The organism is Stenotrophomonas sp. 2694, from assembly GCF_040548715.1.
Taxonomy (GTDB): Bacteria; Pseudomonadota; Gammaproteobacteria; order Xanthomonadales; family Xanthomonadaceae; genus Stenotrophomonas; species Stenotrophomonas indicatrix.
Map to the genome: position 1 here is coordinate 67,954 of NZ_JBEPSG010000005.1, position 20,857 is coordinate 88,810.

18 protein-coding genes are annotated in these 20,857 nt (G+C 67.4%); 11 read left to right on the forward strand and 7 right to left on the reverse strand.

The features are described from left to right. Nucleotides 1–115: 115 nt before the first annotated feature. The 4 genes from ABIA73_RS08285 to ABIA73_RS08300 all read left to right on the forward strand — a co-directional run bounded on the left by ABIA73_RS08285 (nucleotide 116) and on the right by ABIA73_RS08300 (nucleotide 5,156). Nucleotides 116–1,663, forward strand: coding sequence for a VWA domain-containing protein (locus ABIA73_RS08285; protein ID WP_025878049.1), 1,548 nt, complete (start codon nucleotides 116–118; stop codon nucleotides 1,661–1,663). A gap of 529 nt (nucleotides 1,664–2,192) precedes the next feature. After that, on the forward strand, nucleotides 2,193–3,419 hold the full coding sequence (locus ABIA73_RS08290) for an RtcB family protein (protein ID WP_134833270.1): 1,227 nt from the start codon (nucleotides 2,193–2,195) through the stop codon (nucleotides 3,417–3,419). Nucleotides 3,420–3,500: 81 nt separating this feature from the next. Next, on the forward strand, nucleotides 3,501–4,517 hold the full coding sequence (gene rtcA / locus ABIA73_RS08295; protein ID WP_354275634.1) for an RNA 3'-terminal phosphate cyclase: 1,017 nt from the start codon (nucleotides 3,501–3,503) through the stop codon (nucleotides 4,515–4,517). A 192-nt stretch (nucleotides 4,518–4,709) separates the two neighbouring features. Further along, nucleotides 4,710–5,156, forward strand: coding sequence for a universal stress protein (locus ABIA73_RS08300; RefSeq protein ID WP_025878044.1), 447 nt, complete (start codon nucleotides 4,710–4,712; stop codon nucleotides 5,154–5,156). Between the two features lie 628 nt (nucleotides 5,157–5,784). On the opposite strand, the gene ABIA73_RS08305 is transcribed toward ABIA73_RS08300, so the two are convergent. Further along, complete coding sequence (locus tag ABIA73_RS08305; RefSeq protein ID WP_025878043.1) at nucleotides 5,785–6,069, reverse strand: DUF2782 domain-containing protein; 285 nt, start codon at nucleotides 6,067–6,069, stop codon at nucleotides 5,785–5,787. 97 nt (nucleotides 6,070–6,166) lie between these two features. Between ABIA73_RS08305 and polA the strand changes: the two genes are divergently transcribed. Together polA and ABIA73_RS08315 are read left to right on the forward strand one after the other, a co-directional pair. Then, complete coding sequence (gene polA, locus ABIA73_RS08310) at nucleotides 6,167–8,941, forward strand: DNA polymerase I (RefSeq protein WP_248151463.1); 2,775 nt, start codon at nucleotides 6,167–6,169, stop codon at nucleotides 8,939–8,941. A 315-nt stretch (nucleotides 8,942–9,256) separates the two neighbouring features. Continuing rightward, complete coding sequence (locus ABIA73_RS08315) at nucleotides 9,257–9,739, forward strand: DUF421 domain-containing protein (protein WP_025878041.1); 483 nt, start codon at nucleotides 9,257–9,259, stop codon at nucleotides 9,737–9,739. 144 nt (nucleotides 9,740–9,883) lie between these two features. On the opposite strand, the gene hemF is transcribed toward ABIA73_RS08315, so the two are convergent. Genes hemF through ABIA73_RS08345 form a run of 6 tightly spaced genes read right to left on the reverse strand, consistent with a single transcriptional unit; the run spans nucleotide 9,884 to nucleotide 16,627 of the window. Continuing rightward, complete coding sequence (gene hemF, locus ABIA73_RS08320) at nucleotides 9,884–10,780, reverse strand: oxygen-dependent coproporphyrinogen oxidase (protein ID WP_059065612.1); 897 nt, start codon at nucleotides 10,778–10,780, stop codon at nucleotides 9,884–9,886. A 10-nt stretch (nucleotides 10,781–10,790) separates the two neighbouring features. Next, on the reverse strand, nucleotides 10,791–11,972 hold the full coding sequence (locus tag ABIA73_RS08325) for a hypothetical protein (RefSeq protein WP_354275635.1): 1,182 nt from the start codon (nucleotides 11,970–11,972) through the stop codon (nucleotides 10,791–10,793). 41 nt (nucleotides 11,973–12,013) lie between these two features. After that, nucleotides 12,014–13,207, reverse strand: a complete 1,194-nt coding sequence (locus tag ABIA73_RS08330) for a hypothetical protein (RefSeq protein ID WP_354275636.1) — start codon at nucleotides 13,205–13,207, stop codon at nucleotides 12,014–12,016. Between the two features lie 37 nt (nucleotides 13,208–13,244). Then, the gene (locus tag ABIA73_RS08335; RefSeq protein ID WP_059065607.1) at nucleotides 13,245–13,808 is read right to left on the reverse strand and encodes a hypothetical protein; all 564 of its coding nucleotides are present in this window, start codon (nucleotides 13,806–13,808) and stop codon (nucleotides 13,245–13,247) included. A 30-nt stretch (nucleotides 13,809–13,838) separates the two neighbouring features. After that, the gene (locus ABIA73_RS08340) at nucleotides 13,839–14,258 is read right to left on the reverse strand and encodes an NUDIX hydrolase (RefSeq protein ID WP_025878033.1); all 420 of its coding nucleotides are present in this window, start codon (nucleotides 14,256–14,258) and stop codon (nucleotides 13,839–13,841) included. Further along, nucleotides 14,255–16,627 carry a S9 family peptidase gene (locus tag ABIA73_RS08345; RefSeq protein WP_354275637.1) on the reverse strand — a complete coding sequence of 791 codons (2,373 nt, stop codon included), beginning with the start codon at nucleotides 16,625–16,627 and terminating at the stop codon, nucleotides 14,255–14,257. Before ABIA73_RS08345 ends, ABIA73_RS08340 begins: the two co-directional genes overlap by 4 nt. Nucleotides 16,628–16,793: 166 nt before the next feature. Here ABIA73_RS08345 and ABIA73_RS08350 point away from each other — a divergent pair, with 166 nt between their 5' ends. From ABIA73_RS08350 to cydB, 5 genes are all read left to right on the forward strand, one after another. Next, nucleotides 16,794–17,123, forward strand: coding sequence for a hypothetical protein (locus ABIA73_RS08350; protein ID WP_025878030.1), 330 nt, complete (start codon nucleotides 16,794–16,796; stop codon nucleotides 17,121–17,123). A 37-nt stretch (nucleotides 17,124–17,160) separates the two neighbouring features. Then, nucleotides 17,161–17,805, forward strand: coding sequence for an RNA polymerase sigma factor (locus tag ABIA73_RS08355; protein WP_099844141.1), 645 nt, complete (start codon nucleotides 17,161–17,163; stop codon nucleotides 17,803–17,805). Next, complete coding sequence (locus ABIA73_RS08360; protein ID WP_080149569.1) at nucleotides 17,802–18,017, forward strand: hypothetical protein; 216 nt, start codon at nucleotides 17,802–17,804, stop codon at nucleotides 18,015–18,017. Before ABIA73_RS08355 ends, ABIA73_RS08360 begins: the two co-directional genes overlap by 4 nt. A gap of 264 nt (nucleotides 18,018–18,281) precedes the next feature. Then, on the forward strand, nucleotides 18,282–19,679 hold the full coding sequence (locus tag ABIA73_RS08365; RefSeq protein ID WP_080149570.1) for a cytochrome ubiquinol oxidase subunit I: 1,398 nt from the start codon (nucleotides 18,282–18,284) through the stop codon (nucleotides 19,677–19,679). A 1-nt stretch (nucleotide 19,680) separates the two neighbouring features. After that, nucleotides 19,681–20,694: a cytochrome d ubiquinol oxidase subunit II gene (cydB, locus tag ABIA73_RS08370; RefSeq protein ID WP_025878022.1), complete on the forward strand. Its 1,014-nt coding sequence runs from the start codon at nucleotides 19,681–19,683 to the stop codon at nucleotides 20,692–20,694. Nucleotides 20,695–20,857 lie beyond the last annotated feature (163 nt).

Below are 20,857 nucleotides of genomic sequence, written 5' to 3' on the forward strand. Positions count from 1 at the left end.
TTCATTGAAATCATTTCGAAATCAATGGCATGCGATTGTTTCGCAAAAGTTGGCACGGCCATTGCTCTATATCCGGCAAGACACGACGCGGGCTGTTCCCGCCGAGGACATCAGCATGGCCAACCTTTCGCTCTTCTCCTGGATGCGCACGCCGCAGCCGCCGCAGGCAGACACCGTCAATGAAGCCGGTGGCCTGGCCTACCGCCGCGACCCGCGTGCGGCGCTGGCGCTGTATGCGGCCACCGGGTGCCTGAACAACACCTTCTACAGCGACGCCGAGGCACAGCTGCAGCAGGTGCTGGCGCTGACCGCGCAGGTCGAGCCGCGCTTCATTGCCCGCACCGCCCTGTACGCCCGCCAGGTCGCACACATGAAGGACATGCCGGCGCTGCTGCTGGCGGTGCTGAGCCTGCGCGACCCGGAGGCGTTCGCCCTGGTTTTCCCGCGGGTGATCGACAACGGCCGCCAGCTGCGCACCTTCGTGCAGATCATGCGCAGCGGCCAGGTGGGGCGCCGCTCGCTGGGCTCGCTGCCCAAGCGCAGGGTGCGTGAGTGGATCCAGCAGGCGTCGGCGGAAACGCTGGTGCGTGCGGCGATCGGCCAGCAGCCGTCGCTGGCCGATGTGATCCGCATGGTGCACCCGAAGCCGGCCAACGCCGAGCGCAAGGCGTTGTATGCATGGATCATCGGTCGTCCCTACGACGAGGAGCAGCTGCCGGCAGTGGTGCAGGCGTACGAGGCGTTCAAGCGTGACCCGCGCGGACTGCCGCCGGACCTGCCGTTCCAGTACTACAGCACGCTGCCGCTGGACGCGGCGCAGTGGTCGGCACTGGCCCGCAATGCATCGTGGCAGTCGATGCGGATGAACCTCAACACGTTCGCCCGCCATGGCGTGTTCGACGATCCGGCGATGGTGCAGGTGATCGCAGAGCGCCTGCGTGATCCGCAGCAGGTGCGTCGTGCCCGCGTACTGCCCTACCAGCTGCTGATGGCCTTCCACGCCGGCGGTGGCTTGCCGGCGCCGATCCTGGAAGCGTTGCAGGACGCGATGGAGATCGCCACGGCGTCGGCCCCGGCATTGCCCGGGCGGGTGGTGGTGGCGGTGGACGTGTCCGGTTCCATGCAGTCGCCGGTAACCGGCTACCGCAAGGGCTCCAGCACGGCGGCGCGCTGCGTGGACGTGGCGGCGCTGGTTGCAGCCTGCGTGCTGCGCGGCCAGCCGCAGGCCAAGGTGTTGCCGTTCGATACCGAGGTGCGCCACGTGCGCCTGAACCCGCGCGACAGCGTGATGACGTTGGCCCGCCAGCTGGCCATCAACGGCGGTGGTACGTCGGTCAGCGCGCCGCTGCACTACCTCAACCTGCGGCGCGAGCCGGTGGACCTGGTGGTGCTGGTGTCGGACAACGAGAGTTGGCGTGACACCCGCCAGGGCGGCCAGACGGCCACGATGCTGCAGTGGGATGCACTGAAGCGTCGCTGCCCACAGGCGCGGCTGGTGTGCATCGACCTGCAGCCGGTGGCCAGCAGCCAGACCGTGCAGCGCGGTGACGTGCTGCACATCGGTGGCTTCAGCGATGCGGTGTTCGACCTGATGGCGCAGTACGCCGCTGCGGCCGAGGACGGCAGCAGCTGGGTCGAGCGCATCCAGGACATGGCGTTGTAAGGCGGCAGGGAGGCCGCACGGACCGCCCGGCTGGCAATGGGGCCAGCCGGGCAGGGCCAGGAATTCGTTTTCGCGGTGAATGCTGGTGGAACTACATTGGTTGTCCCTTCGGGGTCGGGTTCGAGTCCCGCGTTTCCTGCCTGTCGTGGGGAGGCAGACGTTCCACCTCCCTTGTCACCGCACCTTTTCAAACGGCACCGGCAACGGTGCCACCGCTTCAATGCCGGCAGCGCGAATGCCGGAGGAACTACAGCCCCTTAAGCTCCAGGTCGCGGGTTCGACTCCCGCCTGCCACGGCAACGCGGCAGTAGCTCAGTGGTAGAGCAGGATGTTCCTCCAGATTCTTGTCGTGCTGCCGGCACCTTCGCTTTCGTTGCGCGGGGAATGCAGGTGGAACTACATCGGAAGCCCTTCGGGGTCGGGTTCAAGTCCCGGCCGTCCTCCGCGGCAACGCGGGTGACGGAATGTTCCACCCCCTTTGTCACCGCACCTTCTTTGTTTTTTGCTTTGGATGAAAGGAAACATCACCATGACCACCCTCAATTACGACGTGATCCAGCAGCCGGGCGCTGCACCGATCAAGCTGTGGACCCGCGGCGTGCCGCTGGAAGACCAGGCGCGCGAGCAGCTGCAGAACATCGCCAAGCTGCCCTTCATCCACAAGTGGATCTCGGTGATGCCCGACGTGCACCTGGGCAAGGGCGCGACCGTGGGTTCGGTGGTGCCGACCATCGGCGCGATCATTCCTGCAGCGGTGGGCGTGGACATCGGCTGCGGCATGATCGCGGTGCGCACCACGCTGGTTGCCAGCGACCTGCCGGACAACCTGTCGGCGGTGCGCAGCGCGATCGAGCGGGCGGTGCCGCACGGCCGCAGCGTCACCCGCGGGGGCCGCGACAAGGGCAGCTGGGACACGCCGCCCGAACTGGCGGTGGAAGGCTGGGCGCAGCTGGTCGATGACTTCGCATTGATCTGCGAGCGTCACCCGCGCCTGAAGAACACCAACAACCTCAAGCACCTGGGAACGCTGGGTACCGGCAACCACTTCGTCGAGGTCTGCCTGGACCAGGAGCAGCGCGTGTGGTTCATGCTGCACTCCGGTTCGCGTGGCGTAGGCAATGCCATCGGCACCTACTTCATCGAGCTGGCCAAGCAGGAAATGCGCCGCTGGATGATCAACCTGCCCGACCAGGACCTGGCCTACCTGCCCGAGGGCAGCCAGCACTACGGCGACTATGTGTTCGCGGTGGACTGGGCGCAGCGTTTCGCACGCATGAACCGCGAGGTGATGATGCGCAACGTGGTGGCCGCGGTGCGTACGGTGATCAGCAAGCCGTTCGAGGCCGAGGCCGAGGCGGTGAACTGCCACCACAACTACGTGAACCGCGAGACCCACTTCGGCAAGGAAGTGATGCTGACCCGCAAGGGCGCGGTGAGTGCGCGCAAGGGCGAACTGGGCATCATTCCGGGCAGCATGGGGGCCAAGAGCTTCATCGTGCGTGGCCTCGGCAACGAGGACAGCTTCCACAGCTGCAGCCACGGTGCCGGCCGCGTGATGAGCCGTACCCAGGCACGCAAGCTGATCACGGTGGATGACCACGCCAAGGCCACCGCGCACGTGGAGTGCCGCAAGGATGCGGAGGTGGTGGATGAATCGCCGGCGGCCTACAAGCCGATCGAGGCGGTGATGGAGGCCCAGCGCGATCTGGTCGAGATCGTGCACACGCTGCGCCAGGTGGTGTGCGTGAAGGGATGAGGCAACCCGTGCGCGGCGTACACTGCGCCGCGCACGGCAGCAAGGCCCGGCATCGAACAACGGGCACGGAGGAACAGACAGATGGACATGATTGAACTGGATGGCGGGCACGGAGGCGGACAGCTGCTGCGCTCGGCACTGACCCTGAGCCTGTGCACCGGCACCGGCTTCACGCTGCACAACATCCGCGCGATCCGGCGCAAGCCGGGGTTGATGCGCCAGCACCTGACCGCGGTGAACGCTGCGGCGCGGGTCGGCAACGCCTGCGTGCACGGTGCAGAACTGGGCGCTACCTCGCTGCGTTTCGAGCCGGGGCGGGTGAGCGCCGGCACCTACCACTTCGCGACCGGCAGCGCCGGCTCGGCAACGCTGGTGCTGCAGACCGTGCTGCCCGCGCTGTGGCGCGCGCAGGGGCCGTCGCAGCTGCGCCTGGAAGGCGGTACCCACAATCCGCTGGCACCCAGCGCGGATTTCATCGCGCAAAGCTATCTGCCCGCGCTGGGCCGGATGGGCGTGCAGGCGTCGATGCAGCTGCTGCAGCACGGCTTCCATCCAGCCGGTGGCGGCGTGATGGAGGTGCAGGTGCAGCCGTGCGCGGCGTTGCAGCCGCCGTCGTTGGAGGTGCGTGCACCGTTGCAGGCGATCGAGGCACAGGTGCTGATGTCCGGCCTGTCCAGCGGCATCGGCCTGCGCGAACTGCAGGTACTGGCCGAGACGCTGGGCGTGGACCCGCACCCGCGCAACGTGCAGTCGATACGGCCGGCGCTGGGACCGGGCAATGTCGCCCTGGTGCGCGTGCGTCATGGTGATCACGTGGAGGTGTTCAGCGGCCACGGCGAGCGCAGTGTCTCCGCCGAGCAGGTCGGGGCGCGCCTGGCCGGGCAGGTCAAGCAGTACCTGGACGGGACCGGTGCTGTTGGCGAGTACCTGTCCGACCAGTTGCTGCTGCCGATGGCGCTGGCAGGCGGCGGTGCGTTCACCACCCACGTGCTGAGCGATCACCTGGTCAGCAATGCTCGGTTGATCGAGAAGTTCCTGGCGGTGGAATTCGACTGGCAGCCGCACGACGGTGGCTGGCGGGTGACGGTGCAGGCCTGAGTGCCCGCCGGGCGTGGCCCGGCGCTACCGGAGCATTCCAGTCGCCTGTCGATCCTGGGCGCGTCGGCCGATCATGCCGCGCTGCGCAGGCATCGCTGCGCACTGCCGGATTGATCCTGCGCAAGGCACGATCTCCACACAGGCTGTGTAATGGTGTCGTTCCCACTGGCTGGATCACCGCGGAGCCCCACCATGTACAAGCGCATCCTGATCGCCACCGATGGCTCGGAGCTGGCCGACAAGGGCCTGGCCAAGGGCCTGGAGCTGGCCAAGGACCTCAACGCCGAGGTCGACATCGTCACCGTCTCCGAGCCTTGGGCCGTCGGCATGTACGACGCCATGGGCTGGAGCGTGGGCTACATGAACAGCCCGGAGTACAAGGCCGACCGCGAGGAAGGCGCGCAGAAGGTGCTGCAGCCGGCCCTGGCCAAGGCGGCCGAGCAGGGCATCACCGCCAATCCGGTGCATGTGCTGGACCGCTACGCGGCCGACGGCATCATCGAGACGGCGGGCCAGCGCAACAGCGATCTGATCGTAATGACCTCGCACGGCCGCCGCGGCGTCACCCGCGTGCTGCTGGGCAGCCAGACCGCCGAGGTGCTGGCCCGCAGCACGCTGCCGGTGCTGGTCATCCGCTGATACGGAAGCGTTCCCGGGGAGGGGACCCGACGCCGGCCGCAGGATGCGCGCCGGCGTTGTTTTTTATCGGCGGCCCGAAGAGCATCCACGCATGGCGTGGATCTACTCCAGTTCACCGTCAAAGGTCCACGCCATGCGTGGATGGGGCCACCGCAATGCCCAGTAGATCCACGCCATGCGTGGATGGGGCCACCGCAATGCGCAGTAGATCCACGCCATGCGTGGATAGGGCCACCGTAATGCCCAGTAGATCCACGCCATGCGTGGATGGGGCCACCGCAATGCCCAGTAGAACCACGCCATGCGTGGATAGGGCCACTGCAGTGCCCAGTAGATCCACGCCATGCGTGGATAGGGCCACCGCAATGCCAGTAGAACCACGCCATGCGTGGATAGGGCCACCGCAATGCCAGTAGATCCACGCCATGCGTGGATAGGGCCACCGCAATGCCAGTAGATCCACGCCATGCGTGGATAGGGCCACCGTAATGCCCAGTAGATCCACGCCATGCGTGGATGGGGCCACCGCAATGCGCAGTAGATCCACGCCATGCGTGGATGGGCCGTGCCGATCGCCTTGATGGGGTCAGAGCCCTTTCCCGTGGAAAGGGATCCGACCCCGGCCACGTCACCAGCTGTACAGCTTCCAGTACACCGGCGACACGCCATCCTTGTCATTGTCGAAGCGGCCATCGCCGTTCTTGTCATACATGTAGAACGGGGCGCCGCGTGCCGGCGTCACCTTGACCATGCGCAACTGGCCGGACACCCGGTATTCCTCGATGGTGTCGCCGTTGTCCATCGTGCGCTTGGAAACATCGGCGCCCTTGACGTCCACCGGGGGAGCGCCCGCACCGCCCATGCTGGCGCAGCCAGCAAGCAGGAGCAGGGAAGCCAGCATCAGGGTCTTCATCGGCGGGGCCTTTGCCTGGAAAGAGCCTTGATTATGCCCCAACGCCGCGTCGCTGCCGTGTCGCCGCGATGCAGGAACAGGCGCGTAGAATCGACACATGAGCAGATTAGTCCTGATCGACGGGTCCAGTTACCTGTACCGCGCGTTCCACGCGCTGCCGCCCCTGTCCAATGCACAGGGTGAGCCCACCGGCGCGCTGTTCGGCGTGGTCAACATGCTGCGCTCGACGCTGAAGGAGCGCCCGGCCTACGTCGCCTTCGTCGTCGATGCCCCCGGCAAGACCTTCCGCGATGACCTGTACGACCAGTACAAGGCCAACCGCCCGCCGATGCCCGATGAACTGCGCAGCCAGGTCGAGCCGATGTGCCGCATCGTCGAAGCGCTGGGCATCAGCATCCTGCGCATCGACGGCGTGGAGGCCGACGATGTGATCGGCACCCTGGCCCTGCAGGGCGTGGCACAGGACCTGAAGGTCACCATCTCGACCGGCGACAAGGATTTCGCGCAGCTGGTCCGGCCGGGCATCGAACTGGTCAACACCATGACCGGCAGCCGCATGGATTCGGACGCGGCGGTGATGGACAAGTTCGGCGTGCGCGCCGACCAGATCGTCGACCTGCTGGCGCTGATGGGCGATACGGTGGACAACGTGCCCGGCGTGGAGAAGTGCGGGCCGAAGACGGCCGCCAAGTGGCTGGCCGAATACCAGCATCTGGACGGGGTGATGGCAGCGGCGCCGACCATGAAGGGCAAGATCGGCGAAAACCTGCGCGCCGCACTGGAGCGCCTGCCGCTGAACAAGGAGCTGGTGACCATCCGCACCGACGTCGCGCTGGACGCCAGCCCGACCACGCTGGCCCTGCGCGATCCGGATGTGCCCACCCTGGGCGAGCTGTACCTGCGTTACGGCTTCACCCAGGCATTGAAGGAGCTGGGCGGGCCGGTACCGGCGCCTGCAGTGGCCAACGACGCGACGCCGAGCCTGCGTGGCACCGCGGCCGGCTTTGCCCGTGGCAGCGCCGAAGCGCCGCCCGTCGGCGAGCTCGATCCGGCGCTGTCGGCGCCCGGCGAGTACGAGACCGTGCTGACCACCGAGCAGCTGCAGGCCTGGGTCGCGCGCGTGCAGCAGGCTGACCTGGTCAGCTTCGACACCGAGACCGACGCACTGGATGCGATGCGTGCGCGCCTGGTCGGCATCAGCCTGGCGGTGGAACCGGGCAAGGCCGCCTACATCCCGGTCGGCCACGATTATCCCGGCGCGCCGGCACAGTTGCCGCTGGCACAGGTGCTCGATGCGCTGCGGCCGGTGCTGCAGGACCCGGCGAAGAAGAAGCTGGGCCAGCATGGCAAGTACGACCTGCACGTGCTGCGCCGCCATGGCGTGGACGTGCAGGGCTACCACGACGACACCATGCTTGAGAGCTTCGTGCTCAATTCCACCGCCACCCGCCACGACATGGATTCGCTGGCCCTGCGTTACCTGGGCTACAACACCATCAAGTTCGAGGACGTGGCAGGCAAGGGCGCCAAGCAGATTTCGTTCTCGCAGGTAGGCATCGACGAGGCCGGCCGCTACGCCGCCGAAGACGCCGACATCACCCTGCGCCTGCACCACGCGCTGCAGCCGCAGCTGCTGGCCGAACCGACCCTGGACAGCGTGTACCGCAGCATCGAGATGCCGCTGGTGCCGGTGCTGGCCAGCATCGAAGCCAATGGCGTGCGGATCGACACCGACGAACTGCGCCGGCAGAGCCAGGACCTGTCCTCGCGCATGCTGGCCGCGCAGCAGAAGGCCACCGAACTGGCCGGGCGCAGCTTCAACCTGGATTCGCCCAAGCAGCTGCAGGCGGTGCTGTTCGACGAGCTGAAGCTGCCGGCGGTGGTGAAGACCCCCAAGGGCCAGCCCAGCACCAATGAAGAGGCGCTGGAGGCGATTGCCGAGCAGCACGAGCTGCCCCGGGTGATCCTCGAGTACCGTGGCCTGGCCAAACTGCGCAGCACCTATACCGACAAGCTGCCGGAGATGGTCAACTCCGAAACCGGCCGGGTGCACACCAGCTACCACCAGTCCGGTGCCGCCACCGGCCGCCTGTCCTCGTCCGATCCGAACCTGCAGAACATCCCGATCCGCACCGAGGATGGCCGCCGCATCCGCCGTGCGTTCATCGCCCCGGAAGGCTTCCAGCTGCTGGCGGCCGACTATTCGCAGATCGAGCTGCGGATCATGGCCCACCTGTCCGGAGACCCGGGCCTGGTGCGGGCCTTCGAGCAGGGCGCTGACGTGCATCGCGCCACCGCCGCCGAGGTGTTCGGCCGCACCCTGGAAGAAGTGACCAGCAACGAGCGTCGCGCGGCCAAGGCGATCAACTTCGGCCTGATGTACGGCATGAGCGCGTTCGGACTGGCCCGCAACCTCGGCATCGACCGTGGCCAGGCGCAGGACTACGTGGCGCTGTACTTCAGCCGCTATCCGGGCGTGCGTGACTTCATGGAGCGCATGCGCGAGCAGGCCCGCGAGCAGGGCTATGTGGAGACCCTGTTCGGTCGCCGGCTGTACCTGAACGACATTCATGCACGTAACCAGGGCCTGCGTGCTGGCGCTGAACGTGCGGCGATCAATGCACCGATGCAGGGCACCGCCGCCGACATCATCAAGCGCGCCATGGTCGATGTGGACAAATGGCTGCGTGACAGCGGCGCACCGGCGCGGATGATCCTGCAGGTGCACGATGAACTGGTGTTCGAAGCCGAGGCCGGTTTCATCGAAGAACTGCGTAGCAATGTCGTGCAGCGCATGTCGCAAGCGGCACAATTGCGGGTGCCGTTGGTGGTCGATACCGGTACTGGCAGCAATTGGGATGAGGCGCACTGAGTCGCATTCAGGCCGAAAACGCTGTGAATTCGTTCATTTGCATGATATTTCTGACTCAAACATGAATGTTTCCCTGATGGGTGCTTATTAAATTGGGCCCCTTCACGAACCGTTAGTGTTCGGAGTGCTTCTATAACTCCCGACAGGCGCAATGCCTGTCGTGGATCTCTCCCATCCCCTGGAGCAGATCTCGGAACGGGGGCTCCTCCCCAAGCGCCCGTTCCCCGGCCCCGTTGACCTCCCCCTGGTCAGCGGGGCTTTTTATTTGTGCGCTGCTGCGCCACGCTGGGCCACCGCCCAGCAGGGAAACCCGCAATGCCCGATCTGTTCGACTTGGCGATGCCGTGGTGGGAATTCATCCTGCGCGCGGTGGTGGTCTACGCAGTCGTGCTGGGCATGGTCCGGCTCAGCGGCAAGCGCGCGCTGGGACAGGTCACCCCGTTCGACGTGCTGCTGATCGTGCTGCTGGGCAATGCGGTGCAGAACGCATTGCTGGGCACCGATACCTCGCTGGCCGGCGGCCTGCTGCTGGCCGCCACGCTGATCCTGCTGAACTATGGCGTCGGCTGGATCACCGCCCGCAGCCGCCGCATGGAACGGCTGATCGAGGGCGAACCGGTGGTGATCGCGCGCAACGGCAAGCTCTTCGACAGTGTGCTGCGGCGCGAGCTGGTCAGCCGCGCCGATTTCGATGTCGCCATGCGCCAGCAGAGCTGCATCGGCGTGGAAGAAGTGGAACTGGCACTGCTGGAAACCAACGGCCACATCACCATCATTCCCAAGCGCAAGGACGATTGAGCGGGTGCGGTCGATATCGAGCTGGCCCGACCGCCTGTCGCCTCGGCCCGGTCCCGGTCCCGGTAGTGGTCGAGCTTGCTCGACCGCTTTCTGCGCGGCGCCCACAGCCGTCGAGCAGGCTCGACGCCTACCAGAGGCCACACATCACACCCAGTCGCGCGGCACCAGGTAATCGGCCAGGCGCGCCTCGGCGCTGCCTTCGTCGGGGCTGAAGCCGTACTCCCAACGCACCCGCGGCGGCAGGCTCATCAGGATGCTCTCGCTGCGCCCGCCACTCTGCAGGCCGAACAGCGTGCCACGGTCGTAGACCAGGTTGAACTCGACGTAGCGGCCGCGGCGGTACAGCTGGAACTCGCGCTCGCGTTCGCCGTAGGGCGTGTCCTTGCGCTGCTGCACGATCGGCAGGTAGGCATCGAGGAAGCCATCGCCGACCGCGCGCAGGTAGGCGAAATCGCGTTCGAAATCGCCGTGCAGATCATCGAAGAACAGACCACCCACACCGCGCGTCTCATTGCGGTGGCGCAGGAAGAAATACTCATCGCACCAGCGCTTGTGCGCGGCGTAGCGTTCGTCGCCGAACGGTGCACACAGATCGCGCGCCACCCGATGCCAGTGCTGCATGTCCTCGTCGAACGGGTAGAACGGGGTCAGGTCGAAGCCACCGCCGAACCAGCTGGCCACCACCTCGCCGTCGCGCTGGGCCTGGAAGAAGCGCACGTTGGCGTGGGTGGTCGGCACGTAGGGGTTGAGTGGGTGGAACACCAGCGACACACCGGTGGCGCGCCACGAGGCACCGGCCAGTTCCGGCCGGTTGGCCGAGGCCGACGGCGGCAGGCGGCTGCCCGCCACATCGGAAAAGCCGATACCGGCCTGCTCGAACACCGCGCCATCGCGCAGCACGCGGGTGCGGCCACCGCCACCTTCGGCGCGCTGCCACAGATCTTCCTGGAAGCGTGCCCGGCCATCGGCGGATTCGATCGCTGCGCAGATGCGGTCCTGCAGGTCGGTGAGGTAGGCGCGCACGCGCTCGAATTCGTTCATGGCGCGTACTTTACCGCAGCGCCGTGCCTGCGCTGGCACGCGCCCCGCAGGTCGGCGACGAACCGTCACGCTGGTAGCGGGCGAAGCGGGCCCAACGGTCGTTGCCGACAAGATCGCCATTGGCCAGCTGCCAGAACACGTGGTCCTCACCTTCCTCGTTCCGCACCCGGATGGCGCCCGCGCGCATCACCGCCGGCTGCCTGCCGGACGCATCGACCTGGACCTGGGCGTCGTCGCCGAACACCAGGGAGTGGCCCTGCGCCGCATAGCGGCCGCAGGGCAGCGTGGCCAGGTCCACGATGACCAGGTCTGCGCTGCTCAGTGCGGCCAAGGGCGCGACGCTGCTGCAGGCCTGCGGGTCCCGACCGCTGCTGCAGGCCAGCTGCAGGGCATCGCGGGCCGGCAGCAGGCGCGCCGATGCCCACAGCGCCACAGCCGCGGCATGGCAGGAACTGGCACTGGGATGCTCGCGGCACAGCATGCTGACCTCGTCCAGCTGCGCTGCCGGTAGCGGCACGTCGCGCGGGATGCTTCGCGCCACCGAGAACGCCCAGGCCGCATCACGGACCCGGCCCACCGCTTCGGCCTGTCTGCATGCTTCTGCGTCGACGTCCGTGCTGCCACGCTGGCATGCCGCAGGTTCAGCAGGCTCCTCGCGATTGCTGGCCAGGGCGATGTCGAGCACCAGGGCATTGCGGGCGTCGCTGCGATAATCCTCGATCAAGCGATTGCAGCCGGCCGGCACGCCTTCACGGCACCACTGCCGCCAGCGCTCGGGTCCGGCCACTGCCATGTCATCCATGCAGCTGGCGATATCGGCGCGGCAGCTGCCCGCTGCGAACACCGGCGACGCCTTGCAGACCGCCGTGCTTTCCAGCGTGTAGTAACGCTCTTCGCCGGCCAGCGAGTGGCCCTCGTCGATGATCTGCAGGGCCTCGATGTCGCCGGTGGCCAGGTTGGCCAGCATCAGCACGTCCTCCAGCTGCTCCAGGTTGTAGGGCTCCGGGGCCGCGCCGGGGATGAGGCGGGAGCCCTGCACTGGGCTTTCCACCGTCAGCCGGGCGCCGCTGTCAGCGTCCTTGAAGGTGCCGCACAGCAGTGGTTGCGCGGATGCTGCCGGGCCGAGCGACAACAGCAGCGCGGCGATCCACCCGCGTGACAGGTGGCCGCGGTGGGCAGTGGAGGGGGGCATGCAGGAACTCCTTGCAGAAACGGTACGTGGAACGATGGTCATCATCGGCGGGCAGACGGCGCGGTATCACGGGTGGGCGCAGCCTTGCAGCGCACAGCACCCGGCTGCCGCTGGTAACGCTGGTAGCCGGTCCAGGCATCCATGCCCAGCAGGTCGCCATTGGCCAGCAGGCGCAGCACATGATCGCTGCCGTGGTCATTGCGCAGATGGATGGCACCGTCCAGCAGTCGCACCTGCGAGCGCTGGCTACCGATCGTCGCGTGGCCATCGTCGCCGAACACAACCGCATCGATCGTGCCGCCGTCGGCCCGGTACAGGCCACAGGGTGGCTCGGTCGCATCGACCAGGCGCAGCGCGGCACCGAGTGCCTGCAGGGGCTCGACCCGTTCGCATGCGCTGTCGCGACCGCTGTCGCAGACCACCTGCAACGCCTGCACGGCCGCCCGCGGATCGCGCGCATTCAACTGCTGCTCGGCCACTTCGGTGCAGAAGCGGCCAGCGCGCTGCTGCAGGCACAGCTGCTGCAACTGGTCGCGCTGCGCCGCCGGCAGTTCCACCCACGCTGGATCGATGCCACGGGCGAACGCCTGGCCACTGGCCTGTGCCACCGCGGCGGCCAACGCGTCACGACGGGCATCACGGCAGGTCAGCACCTCCTCGCGCTCCGCATCGGTGGTGCAGGGCGCCGGTGCGGCGGTAGCCAGCGCTACGCCCTTGGCAGACGCGGCGGCGAGGAGCGCATCGTCCACGTAGCCCAGCAACAGGCCGCTGCAGGCCGCGCCCACGCCCTGTTGGCAGGCGGTCAGCAGCTGCGGCGGCGTCGCCGCGTGCAGGCGAGCCATGCAGCGGTTCGCATCGGCCAGGCAGCTGCCGGCGGCGTTCACGGCCACCGGCTGGCAGACCGCCGGTGCACGCAGCTGATAGTCCTGCAGCGTGTCGTTGATGCGTCTGCCATCAGCACTGGCAGTGAGCGCTGTTGCCACGCCGTCATCCAGGTTGACCAGCACCAGGCCGTTGCCATCGCGTTCGATCTGCAGCGATTCGAGATCAAAGCCCGTCGCCAGGCGACGGCCCCGGTTGTGTGAGTCGATCACCAGCGCGGCATCATTCTGCGCATTGACGTACCGGCCACATCGCAGCGGCGCGGGCGTGGAAGCGGAGGCTGCGGCCGGCGCCGGCGGGGTGGCCAGCAGCAGCGCAGTGACGACCAGAAACATTCGGAGCAGGGCAGGCATGCGACATCCTTGTCGAAGGCGGAACGCGGGAGGGGAGTCAGCGGAAGCGGCAGCGGATGTCCGGTCGCAGCAGGCGCCAACCCAGCCAGCCCTGCAGCCCCGCAAACAGCACCGAGGTACCGACCAGTGTCAGCGTGAACAGCACACGCTGCACCTGCAGCTCATGCTGTGCCGTGGGGTCGCTGGCGAGCAGCGCGATCAACACCAGCAGCAGGCGGTCCATCCACCAGGCGATCACGAAGTTGGCCAGCGCGCTCAGGCCCAGCATCCACACATAGGCCCACAGGCCCCAGCGTCGCTCGCGCCACAGGCCCCAGCTGGCCAGGGTCGAGAACAGGCAGAGCAGGGCAACCAGCAGCGAGGTGGCCGCCGGGTGTTTCAGCATCCACCACAGGCTGCCGTCGAGCTGCTGTTCCCATGCCAGTGTCACCAGCGTGGTCCAGAACCCGGTACGGGCCAGTACCGCGGCCATCAGCGCCTGCGCGAGGAAATAGAGGGTGACCAGCAGGCTCAGCCAGAACGAGCCCTGCGCCACTGCGCCGACCCAGTTGCTGGGCGGCGGTGGGGCAGGTGCTGGAATCGAGGGAATCGAAGCTGACATCCGTTGTCCGGGTGAGCGATGCCCGCCGGGTCAGCGGGCCGTCGCCAGGGCAGCGACCGCCGGCAGGATATGGTGTTCACTCAAGGGTGCCAAGGGCCGGCCGTGCGGCGGCTGCAGCGGCACCCAGGCCAGTTCGGCGATCTCCGCACGCGCGCACGGCTCACCTTCGATCCACACCCGCCAGGCCTGCGCCTGCACGCGATGGCCGGGCTCGTTCACCGCCCAGTCCTCGAAACTCCCGAGTGCGATGGCCGAAGCGGTGTGCAGCTGTACACCCAGTTCCTCGTCCAGTTCGCGTGCCAGTGCCTGCAGGGGTGCCTCGCCCGGGTCGGGCTTGCCGCCTGGCTGGATGAAGCGGCTGGCACCGTGCTTGCGCACCACCAGTGCCCGGCCACGGTCATCGAGGATGACCGCGGCCACGATGTGGATCGTGGCCGCGGCAGCACTCACTTCAGGTTCTGCTCGAACAGCTTGAGGATGCGCTTGTACTGGTCCAGCCAGGAATCGGCACGCACGTAGCCATGGCGCTCCAGCGGGTACGGCGCGATCGACCAGTTGTCCTTGTGCAGCTCGATCAGGCGCTGGGTCAGGTTCACCGAATCCTGGAAGAACACGTTGTCGTCCATCATGCCGTGGGCGATCAGCAGGTTGTCCTGCAGGTTCTGTGCGTACTCGATCGGCGAGGACACGCGGTACGCCTCCGGATCGATGTCCGGGGTGTTGAGGATGTTGCTGGTGTAGCCGTGGTTGTACTGGTGCCAGTCGACCACCGGGCGCAGCGCGGCGCCGGCCTTGAACGTGCCCGGCGAGCGGAACAGGGCCATGAAGGTCATGAAGCCGCCGTAGGAGCCGCCGTAGATGCCGGCGTGGTCACGGTCACCCTGCTGGGTGTCGACCAGCCAGTCCAGGCCGTCCTTGTAGTCTTCCAGCTCCGGGTGGCCCATGTTGCGGTAGATCGCCGTGCGCCAGTCGCGGCCATAGCCTTCGCTGCCGCGGTAGTCCATGTCCAGCACGATGTAACCCTTCTGCACCAGCAGGTTGTGGAACATCTGCTCGCGGAAGTAGGCCGGGTAGCGCTGGTGCACGTTCTGCAGGTAGCCGGCACCGTGCACGAACATCACGATCGGGTACTTCTTGCCGGGTTCCTTGTTTTCCGGCTCGTAGTACTTGGCCCAGACCACGCCGGCGCCATGCTTGGACGGCACCGCCACCAGCTTCGGCTGGATCCACTGGCGCGCCTTGTACCCGGCGGTACGGGTATCGGTCAGCACGCGCGCCTGGCCAGTGCCGGTACTCGGCACCACCGCCAGCTGCGCCGGCAGGTAGGCGCCGGAATAGCGCACCAGCAGCTGCTGGCCGTCCGGCGACAGCGAGAAATCTTCCACGCCATTGAGGCTGGTCAGCTCGCGCACCTGGCGGGCAGCGGTATCGACCGCGCAGACTTCGTAGTCATGCGGGGCCTGCTGGTTGCACAGGAAGTAGAAGCCCTTGCCGTCGGCCGACAGCACCGGCGCCGAGGTTTCCCACTTGCCGCTGGTCAGCGCCTGCGGCTTGCCGCCACCGGCCTGGGTGTACAGGTGCGAGAAGCCGGATTCCTCGGACAGCAGCCACAGCGTGCGGCCATCGGCCATCCAGCCGAAATCGTTGAAGCCCCAGTTGATCCAGGCGTTGTCGGTCAGCCGGTGGCGGTTCTGCACGCGGCCGTCGGCGGCAGCAACGCTGACGATCCAGCGGTCCTTGTTGTCGTTGGCGCGCAGCATCACCGCGGCCTGCTGGCCGTCAGCGCTCCAGCGGATGCCACCGCCCATGAAGTCGCTCATCACCTGCACGCTGCGGTCGCCCTTCAGTGCGTCCTTGCCGGCCTTGCGGCGCAGCTCGGCCAGCGGATCGGTGCCGATGCCCGGCAGGCTGGACAGCGACAGCTTCTCGGCCTTGCTGCTGCGTACATCCACGAACCACAGGGTGTGCGGCTCGAAGCCGTTGCGGCCGACGCGCTGACGGGTGTCCTCGGTTTCCTCATAGCCCGACTCGGTCACGTACAGCGGCATCTTGCCGCCGCGGCCGTCATCGAAGTCCTTCGGCTTGGTGGTCACGATCAGGTGGCCCAGGTCCGGCGACAGCACGCTGTCGACGATCTCCACGTCGGCACCCAGGAATACCGGACCCGGTGCGCGGGTCGGGTCGGCCTGGCGCCAGCGCTGGTCCTGGTCCTTCAGCGCCTCGCGCTGTTCGCGGTCGCGGCGCAGGGTTTCCAGCGTGCGCAGCTGCTGGTCGCGCAGCACGTCGGCCTTCGGCGGCGTGCTGGGATCCTTTTCGGCTTTCAGGCTGGCCACCTGCTGCACGCCGCTGGCGGCGGTCCAGTGGAACCAGTTCTGGCCGACGCGCCAGATCACGCCATTGTCGGCGGCGAAGTTCACGCCGCTGGCGCGCTCGTTGCTGCGGGTCAGCTGGGTCAGTGCGCCGCTGCGCAGGTCGCGCACGAACACGTCGCCGTTGCGCACGAACGCGCTGCGCGTGCGGCTGCGGTCGTACACCGGATCGGCCACGTCCAGGCTGCCGCGCTGGTCATCGGCCACCTGCGCGGCCACGCCACCGGCGATCGGCTGGCGGAAGGTGTCGCGCACCGGGCTGCCGTTGCGCTTGAGCTGGTATTCCACCTGCTGGCTGTTCCACGACCACCAGGCCTTCTCCACCGGCGGACCGATCCAGTCCGGGTCGGCCATGGCCTGTTCGATGGTGATCGGTGTCGGCGCAGCCTGCGCGGCCGGAGCGGCCAGCACGGCAGACAGCAGGAGGGACAGGGGCAGCACTCGGGACATGGGCGGACGGCACCAGAAGAGGAAACCGGGCAAGCGTAGCAGCCGTCCCGGCCCCGGGCAGGGGCCACAGGTCATGGCAGCGGAATCGGCAAAGCGGTGCAACCGGTCGGCAGGGTCGCGCATCCAATCTCCTGAACCCGCATCATCTACCGGACAGGAGCACGACATGCAGGAACTCATCCCGATCACCCTCTTCATCTGCATCGCCTATGCGATCCATGCCATCGCCGATGCGCGTGCGCGCAGCAAGCTGGTGGCACCGCACGTACCGGAAGAGGTGATCCGCTCGCTGGCGGTGCTGGAAGAGGAACGCCGCCGCCAGGGCGCGCTGCGCTGGGGCATCAGCCTGGTCTGCCTGGCGTTGGCCATGGCGCTGCTGGAGGCCATCGGTGCACGCGACCTGACGTTCGGCGCAGCTGCCGCGCTGGTCGGCAGCGCAGGGCTGGGCCAGCTGCTGGCTTGGCACTTCACCCGCCCCGCCACGCGCAAGGGCTGAGCCGGCGCATGCTGCGGGCACAAGGGGCGCCCCCCGCATGAGCCTTCTGGGGGGAGCACTGGCTGCACTGCGCGGGCGGCGGCGCAATGTCCCCGTGGAGGAGCCCTCTGCGTGGTCGGACGACCGCGCTCTGGTGGGCGCGATCATCGACGGCTCGCAAGCGGCCTTCGCGCAGTTGGTGGAAACACATCAGCGCACCTGCGCGCATGTGATCGGGCGCATGGTCGGCGACCGCGACCAGGTGGCCGATCTGCTGCAGGAAACCTTCCTGGCCGTGTTCCGCCAGCTGCACCGGTTCCGTTTTGAATCTTCGTTGCGGACCTGGATTTCGCGCGTGGCCTACACCACCGCGCTGCAGCACCTGCGGCGGCGGCGACTGGAAGCGCAGTGGATGGTGGCGGTGGAGGTACCTGAAGAGCTGGGTATCGGCGATGAAGGGCCGGGCCCGGCCGAACTCAGCGAGGCGCTGCAGGCCGGCCGCCAACTGGGCGCGGCGCTGGAGCGGTTGAGTGCGCCGCAGCGCCTGATCGTCGGGCTGCACTACCTGGAAGACTTCGATCTGGCCGAGATCGAGCAGGTGACCGGGCTGGCCCGGGGTACCATCAAGAGCCACCTGCACCGTGCGCGCCAGGTCCTGAAACAGGAGCTGGTGAAGCACGCCACCGCCGGAGAACTGTTGTGAGCCGACCAACCGATTCCCGCGAACCCGACGAGCGTGCGCTCTCGCAGGCCTTGCATGAACAGGTAAGGCAGGACGACGTGCCGGATGTGAGCGAAGCGCTGCAGAAGCGGATTGCGTCCGAGTCGCGCGACAGCAGCGTGGGCTATGCGGTGGTGCAGATCGTGTTGCTGGGCGCGTTGCTGGCGATGGGCGTCTGGTATTTCTGGCGGTGAACGCCCCGCCGGGCATGGCCCGGCGCTACCGCGTGAATCAGCGCCCCGCCGGGCATGGCCCGGCGCTACCGCGTGAATCAGCACCCCGCCGGGCATGGCTCGGAGCCACCAATGATGAAATGACGTGTAGCGCCGGGCTATGCCCGGCGGCTTCCACGCACCCTGCGACAAAGTGAAGCAGCGCGTCACCCGGTCGCATCCCGGCTTAACGATATCCCCCTAAAGTGGTCTGGTATCCCACCGGCACCTGGCAGGAGGCGTCCCTTGGACGCGTTGTTGTTGTCGCGGATCCAGTTCGGATTCGTCATCAGTTTCCACGTACTGTTCCCGGCCTTCACCATCGGTACGGCCAGCTGGCTGGCCTTCATCGAGTGGCGCTGGCTGCGCACGAAATTGCCCGTATGGCGCGAGCTGTATTTCTTCTGGCAGAAGATCTTCGCGGTGTCCTTCGGCATGGGCGTGGTCAGCGGCATCGTCATGGCCTTCCAGTTCGGCACCAACTGGCCGCGGCTGAGCGAAGTGGCCGGTACGGTGATCGGCCCGCTGCTGACCTACGAAGTGCTGACCGCGTTCTTCCTGGAAGCCAGCTTCCTCGGCGTGATGATGTTCGGCTGGGGCCGGGTGTCGCCGCGCCTGCATTTCCTGTCCACCTGCATGGTGGCGCTGGGCACGCTGTTTTCTACCTTCTGGATCCTCTCGTCCAACAGCTGGCTGCATACGCCGGCCGGCTACGAGATGGTCAACGGCATCGTGCACCCCGTCGACTGGTGGCAGGTGGTGTTCAATCCGTCCTTCCCGTACCGGCTGGCGCACATGGCGCTGGGTTCGTTCATCACCACCTGTTTCGTGATCGGTGGTGTGGGCGCGTGGTATCTGCGCAGGGGAACGCACGTGGAAGCGGGGCGGCGGATGCTGATCGCGGCGGTGGCGTTCGCGGCGCTGACCGTGCCGGTGCAGATCTTCGTCGGCGACATGCATGGCCTGAACACGCTCAAGCACCAGCCGATGAAGATCGCGGCGATGGAAGCGCACTGGCATGAGACCAAGGAGGGCGAGGGCGTGCCGCTGGTGGTGTTCGCGCTGCCCAACGAGAAGGAGGAGCGCAACGATTTCGAGGTGGCCATTCCCAAGCTCGGCAGCGTGATCCTCACCCACACCCTGGACGGTACGTTCGATCCGCTGACGTCGGTGCCGGCCAGCGAGCGGCCGCCGGTGACGCCGGTGTTCTTCGCCTTCCGCATCATGGTCGGGCTGGGCACGCTGATGCTGGTGCTGGCCTGGGTCTCGGCCTTCCAGCTGTGGCGGAAGAAGCTGCTGGCCTCGCCGTGGCTGCTGCGTGGCTGGAACTGGATGCTGCCCAGCGGCTTCATCGCGCTGCTGTCGGGCTGGTTCGTCACCGAAATGGGGCGGCAGCCGTGGGTGGTCTATGGCGTGCTGCGCACCGCCGATGCCGTTGGCCCGCAGAGTGCATGGATGACCGCGCTGTCGCTGGGTGTCTATGTGATCGGCTATGCCTTCGTGTTCGGCTGGGGCATCTGGTACCTGGTGAAGATCCTGCGCCACGGCCCGCAGCCGTACGACGAAGGTCCCTCGCTGGACCATGGCAGCCACACCCCGGCGCGGCCGCTGTCGGCCGCCGACGAACCGCTGGAGGAGCGCTGACATGGACCTGATGACCTGGCTGCCGGTGGCATGGTTCGCGGTGATCGGCTTCGGCGTGCTGATGTACGTGGTGCTGGACGGCTTCGTGCTCGGCATCGGCATCCTCGCCCCGTTCGCCGAGGACGAGGAACAGCTGGACCTGATGATGAACACCGCCGCGCCGATCTGGGACGGCAACGAGACCTGGCTGGTGCTCGGCGGCGCCGGCCTGATGGCCGCCTTCCCGAAGGCGTACGCCGTACTGCTGTCGGCGCTGTACCTGCCGGTGCTGCTGCTGGTGGTGGCGCTGGTGTTCCGTGGCGTGGCCTTCGAGTTCCGCTTCAAGGCGCACCGTTCACGGCGGCTGTGGAGCGTGGCGTTCGGCCTCGGTTCGCTGCTGGCCACGTTCGCCCAAGGCGTGATCCTCGGCACGCTGGTGCAGGGCCTGCCGCTGGTCGATGGCGTGTACCAAGGCGGCGCGTTCGGCTGGTTCAGCCCGTTCGCGATGCTGACCGGTGCCGCGCTGGTAGCCGGCTACGCGCTGCTGGGCAGCACCTGGCTGATCCTGAAGACCGAAGGCCGCGTGCAGGCGCTGGCCCGGCAGATGACCCGCCCGCTGGTGGTCGCGGTGATCGCGGCAATGGGCCTGGTCAGCAGCTGGCTGCCGTTCCTGCAGTCGCGGCTGATGGACCGCTGGTTCAGCGACGGCAACTTCTGGTGGTTGTCGCCGGTGCCGCTGCTGACCTTGGCGGTGGCCATCGCGCTGTGGCGCAGCGCCACCCATCCGCGTCGCGACCTGCCGCCGTTCCTGCTCAGCCTGGCCTTGTTCGTGCTGGGCTTCGCTGGCCTGGTGCTGGGCATGTGGCCGTACCTGCTGCCGCCGTCGATGACGCTGTGGCAGGCCGCCGCGCCGGCCTCGTCGCTGGGCTTCACCCTGGTGGGGCTGGTGGTGCTGCTGCCGGTGATCCTGGGCTACACGGCATGGTCCTACCGGGTGTTCCGCGGCAAGGTACGCGCCGACGCCGGCTACCACTGAACCGGCTCGCTGGATCGGTCCATGCGGGGGGCGGTCGCTGACCGCTCCCCGTTGTGCTTTGTGAAACATGTCATCCCTGTGTCGGACGTGCTAGCGTGCGCTCCTTTCCGGCAGCCAGGGGGGCAGCCGGCGACGTCCTGGACGGATGCATGGCTGCAGGAAT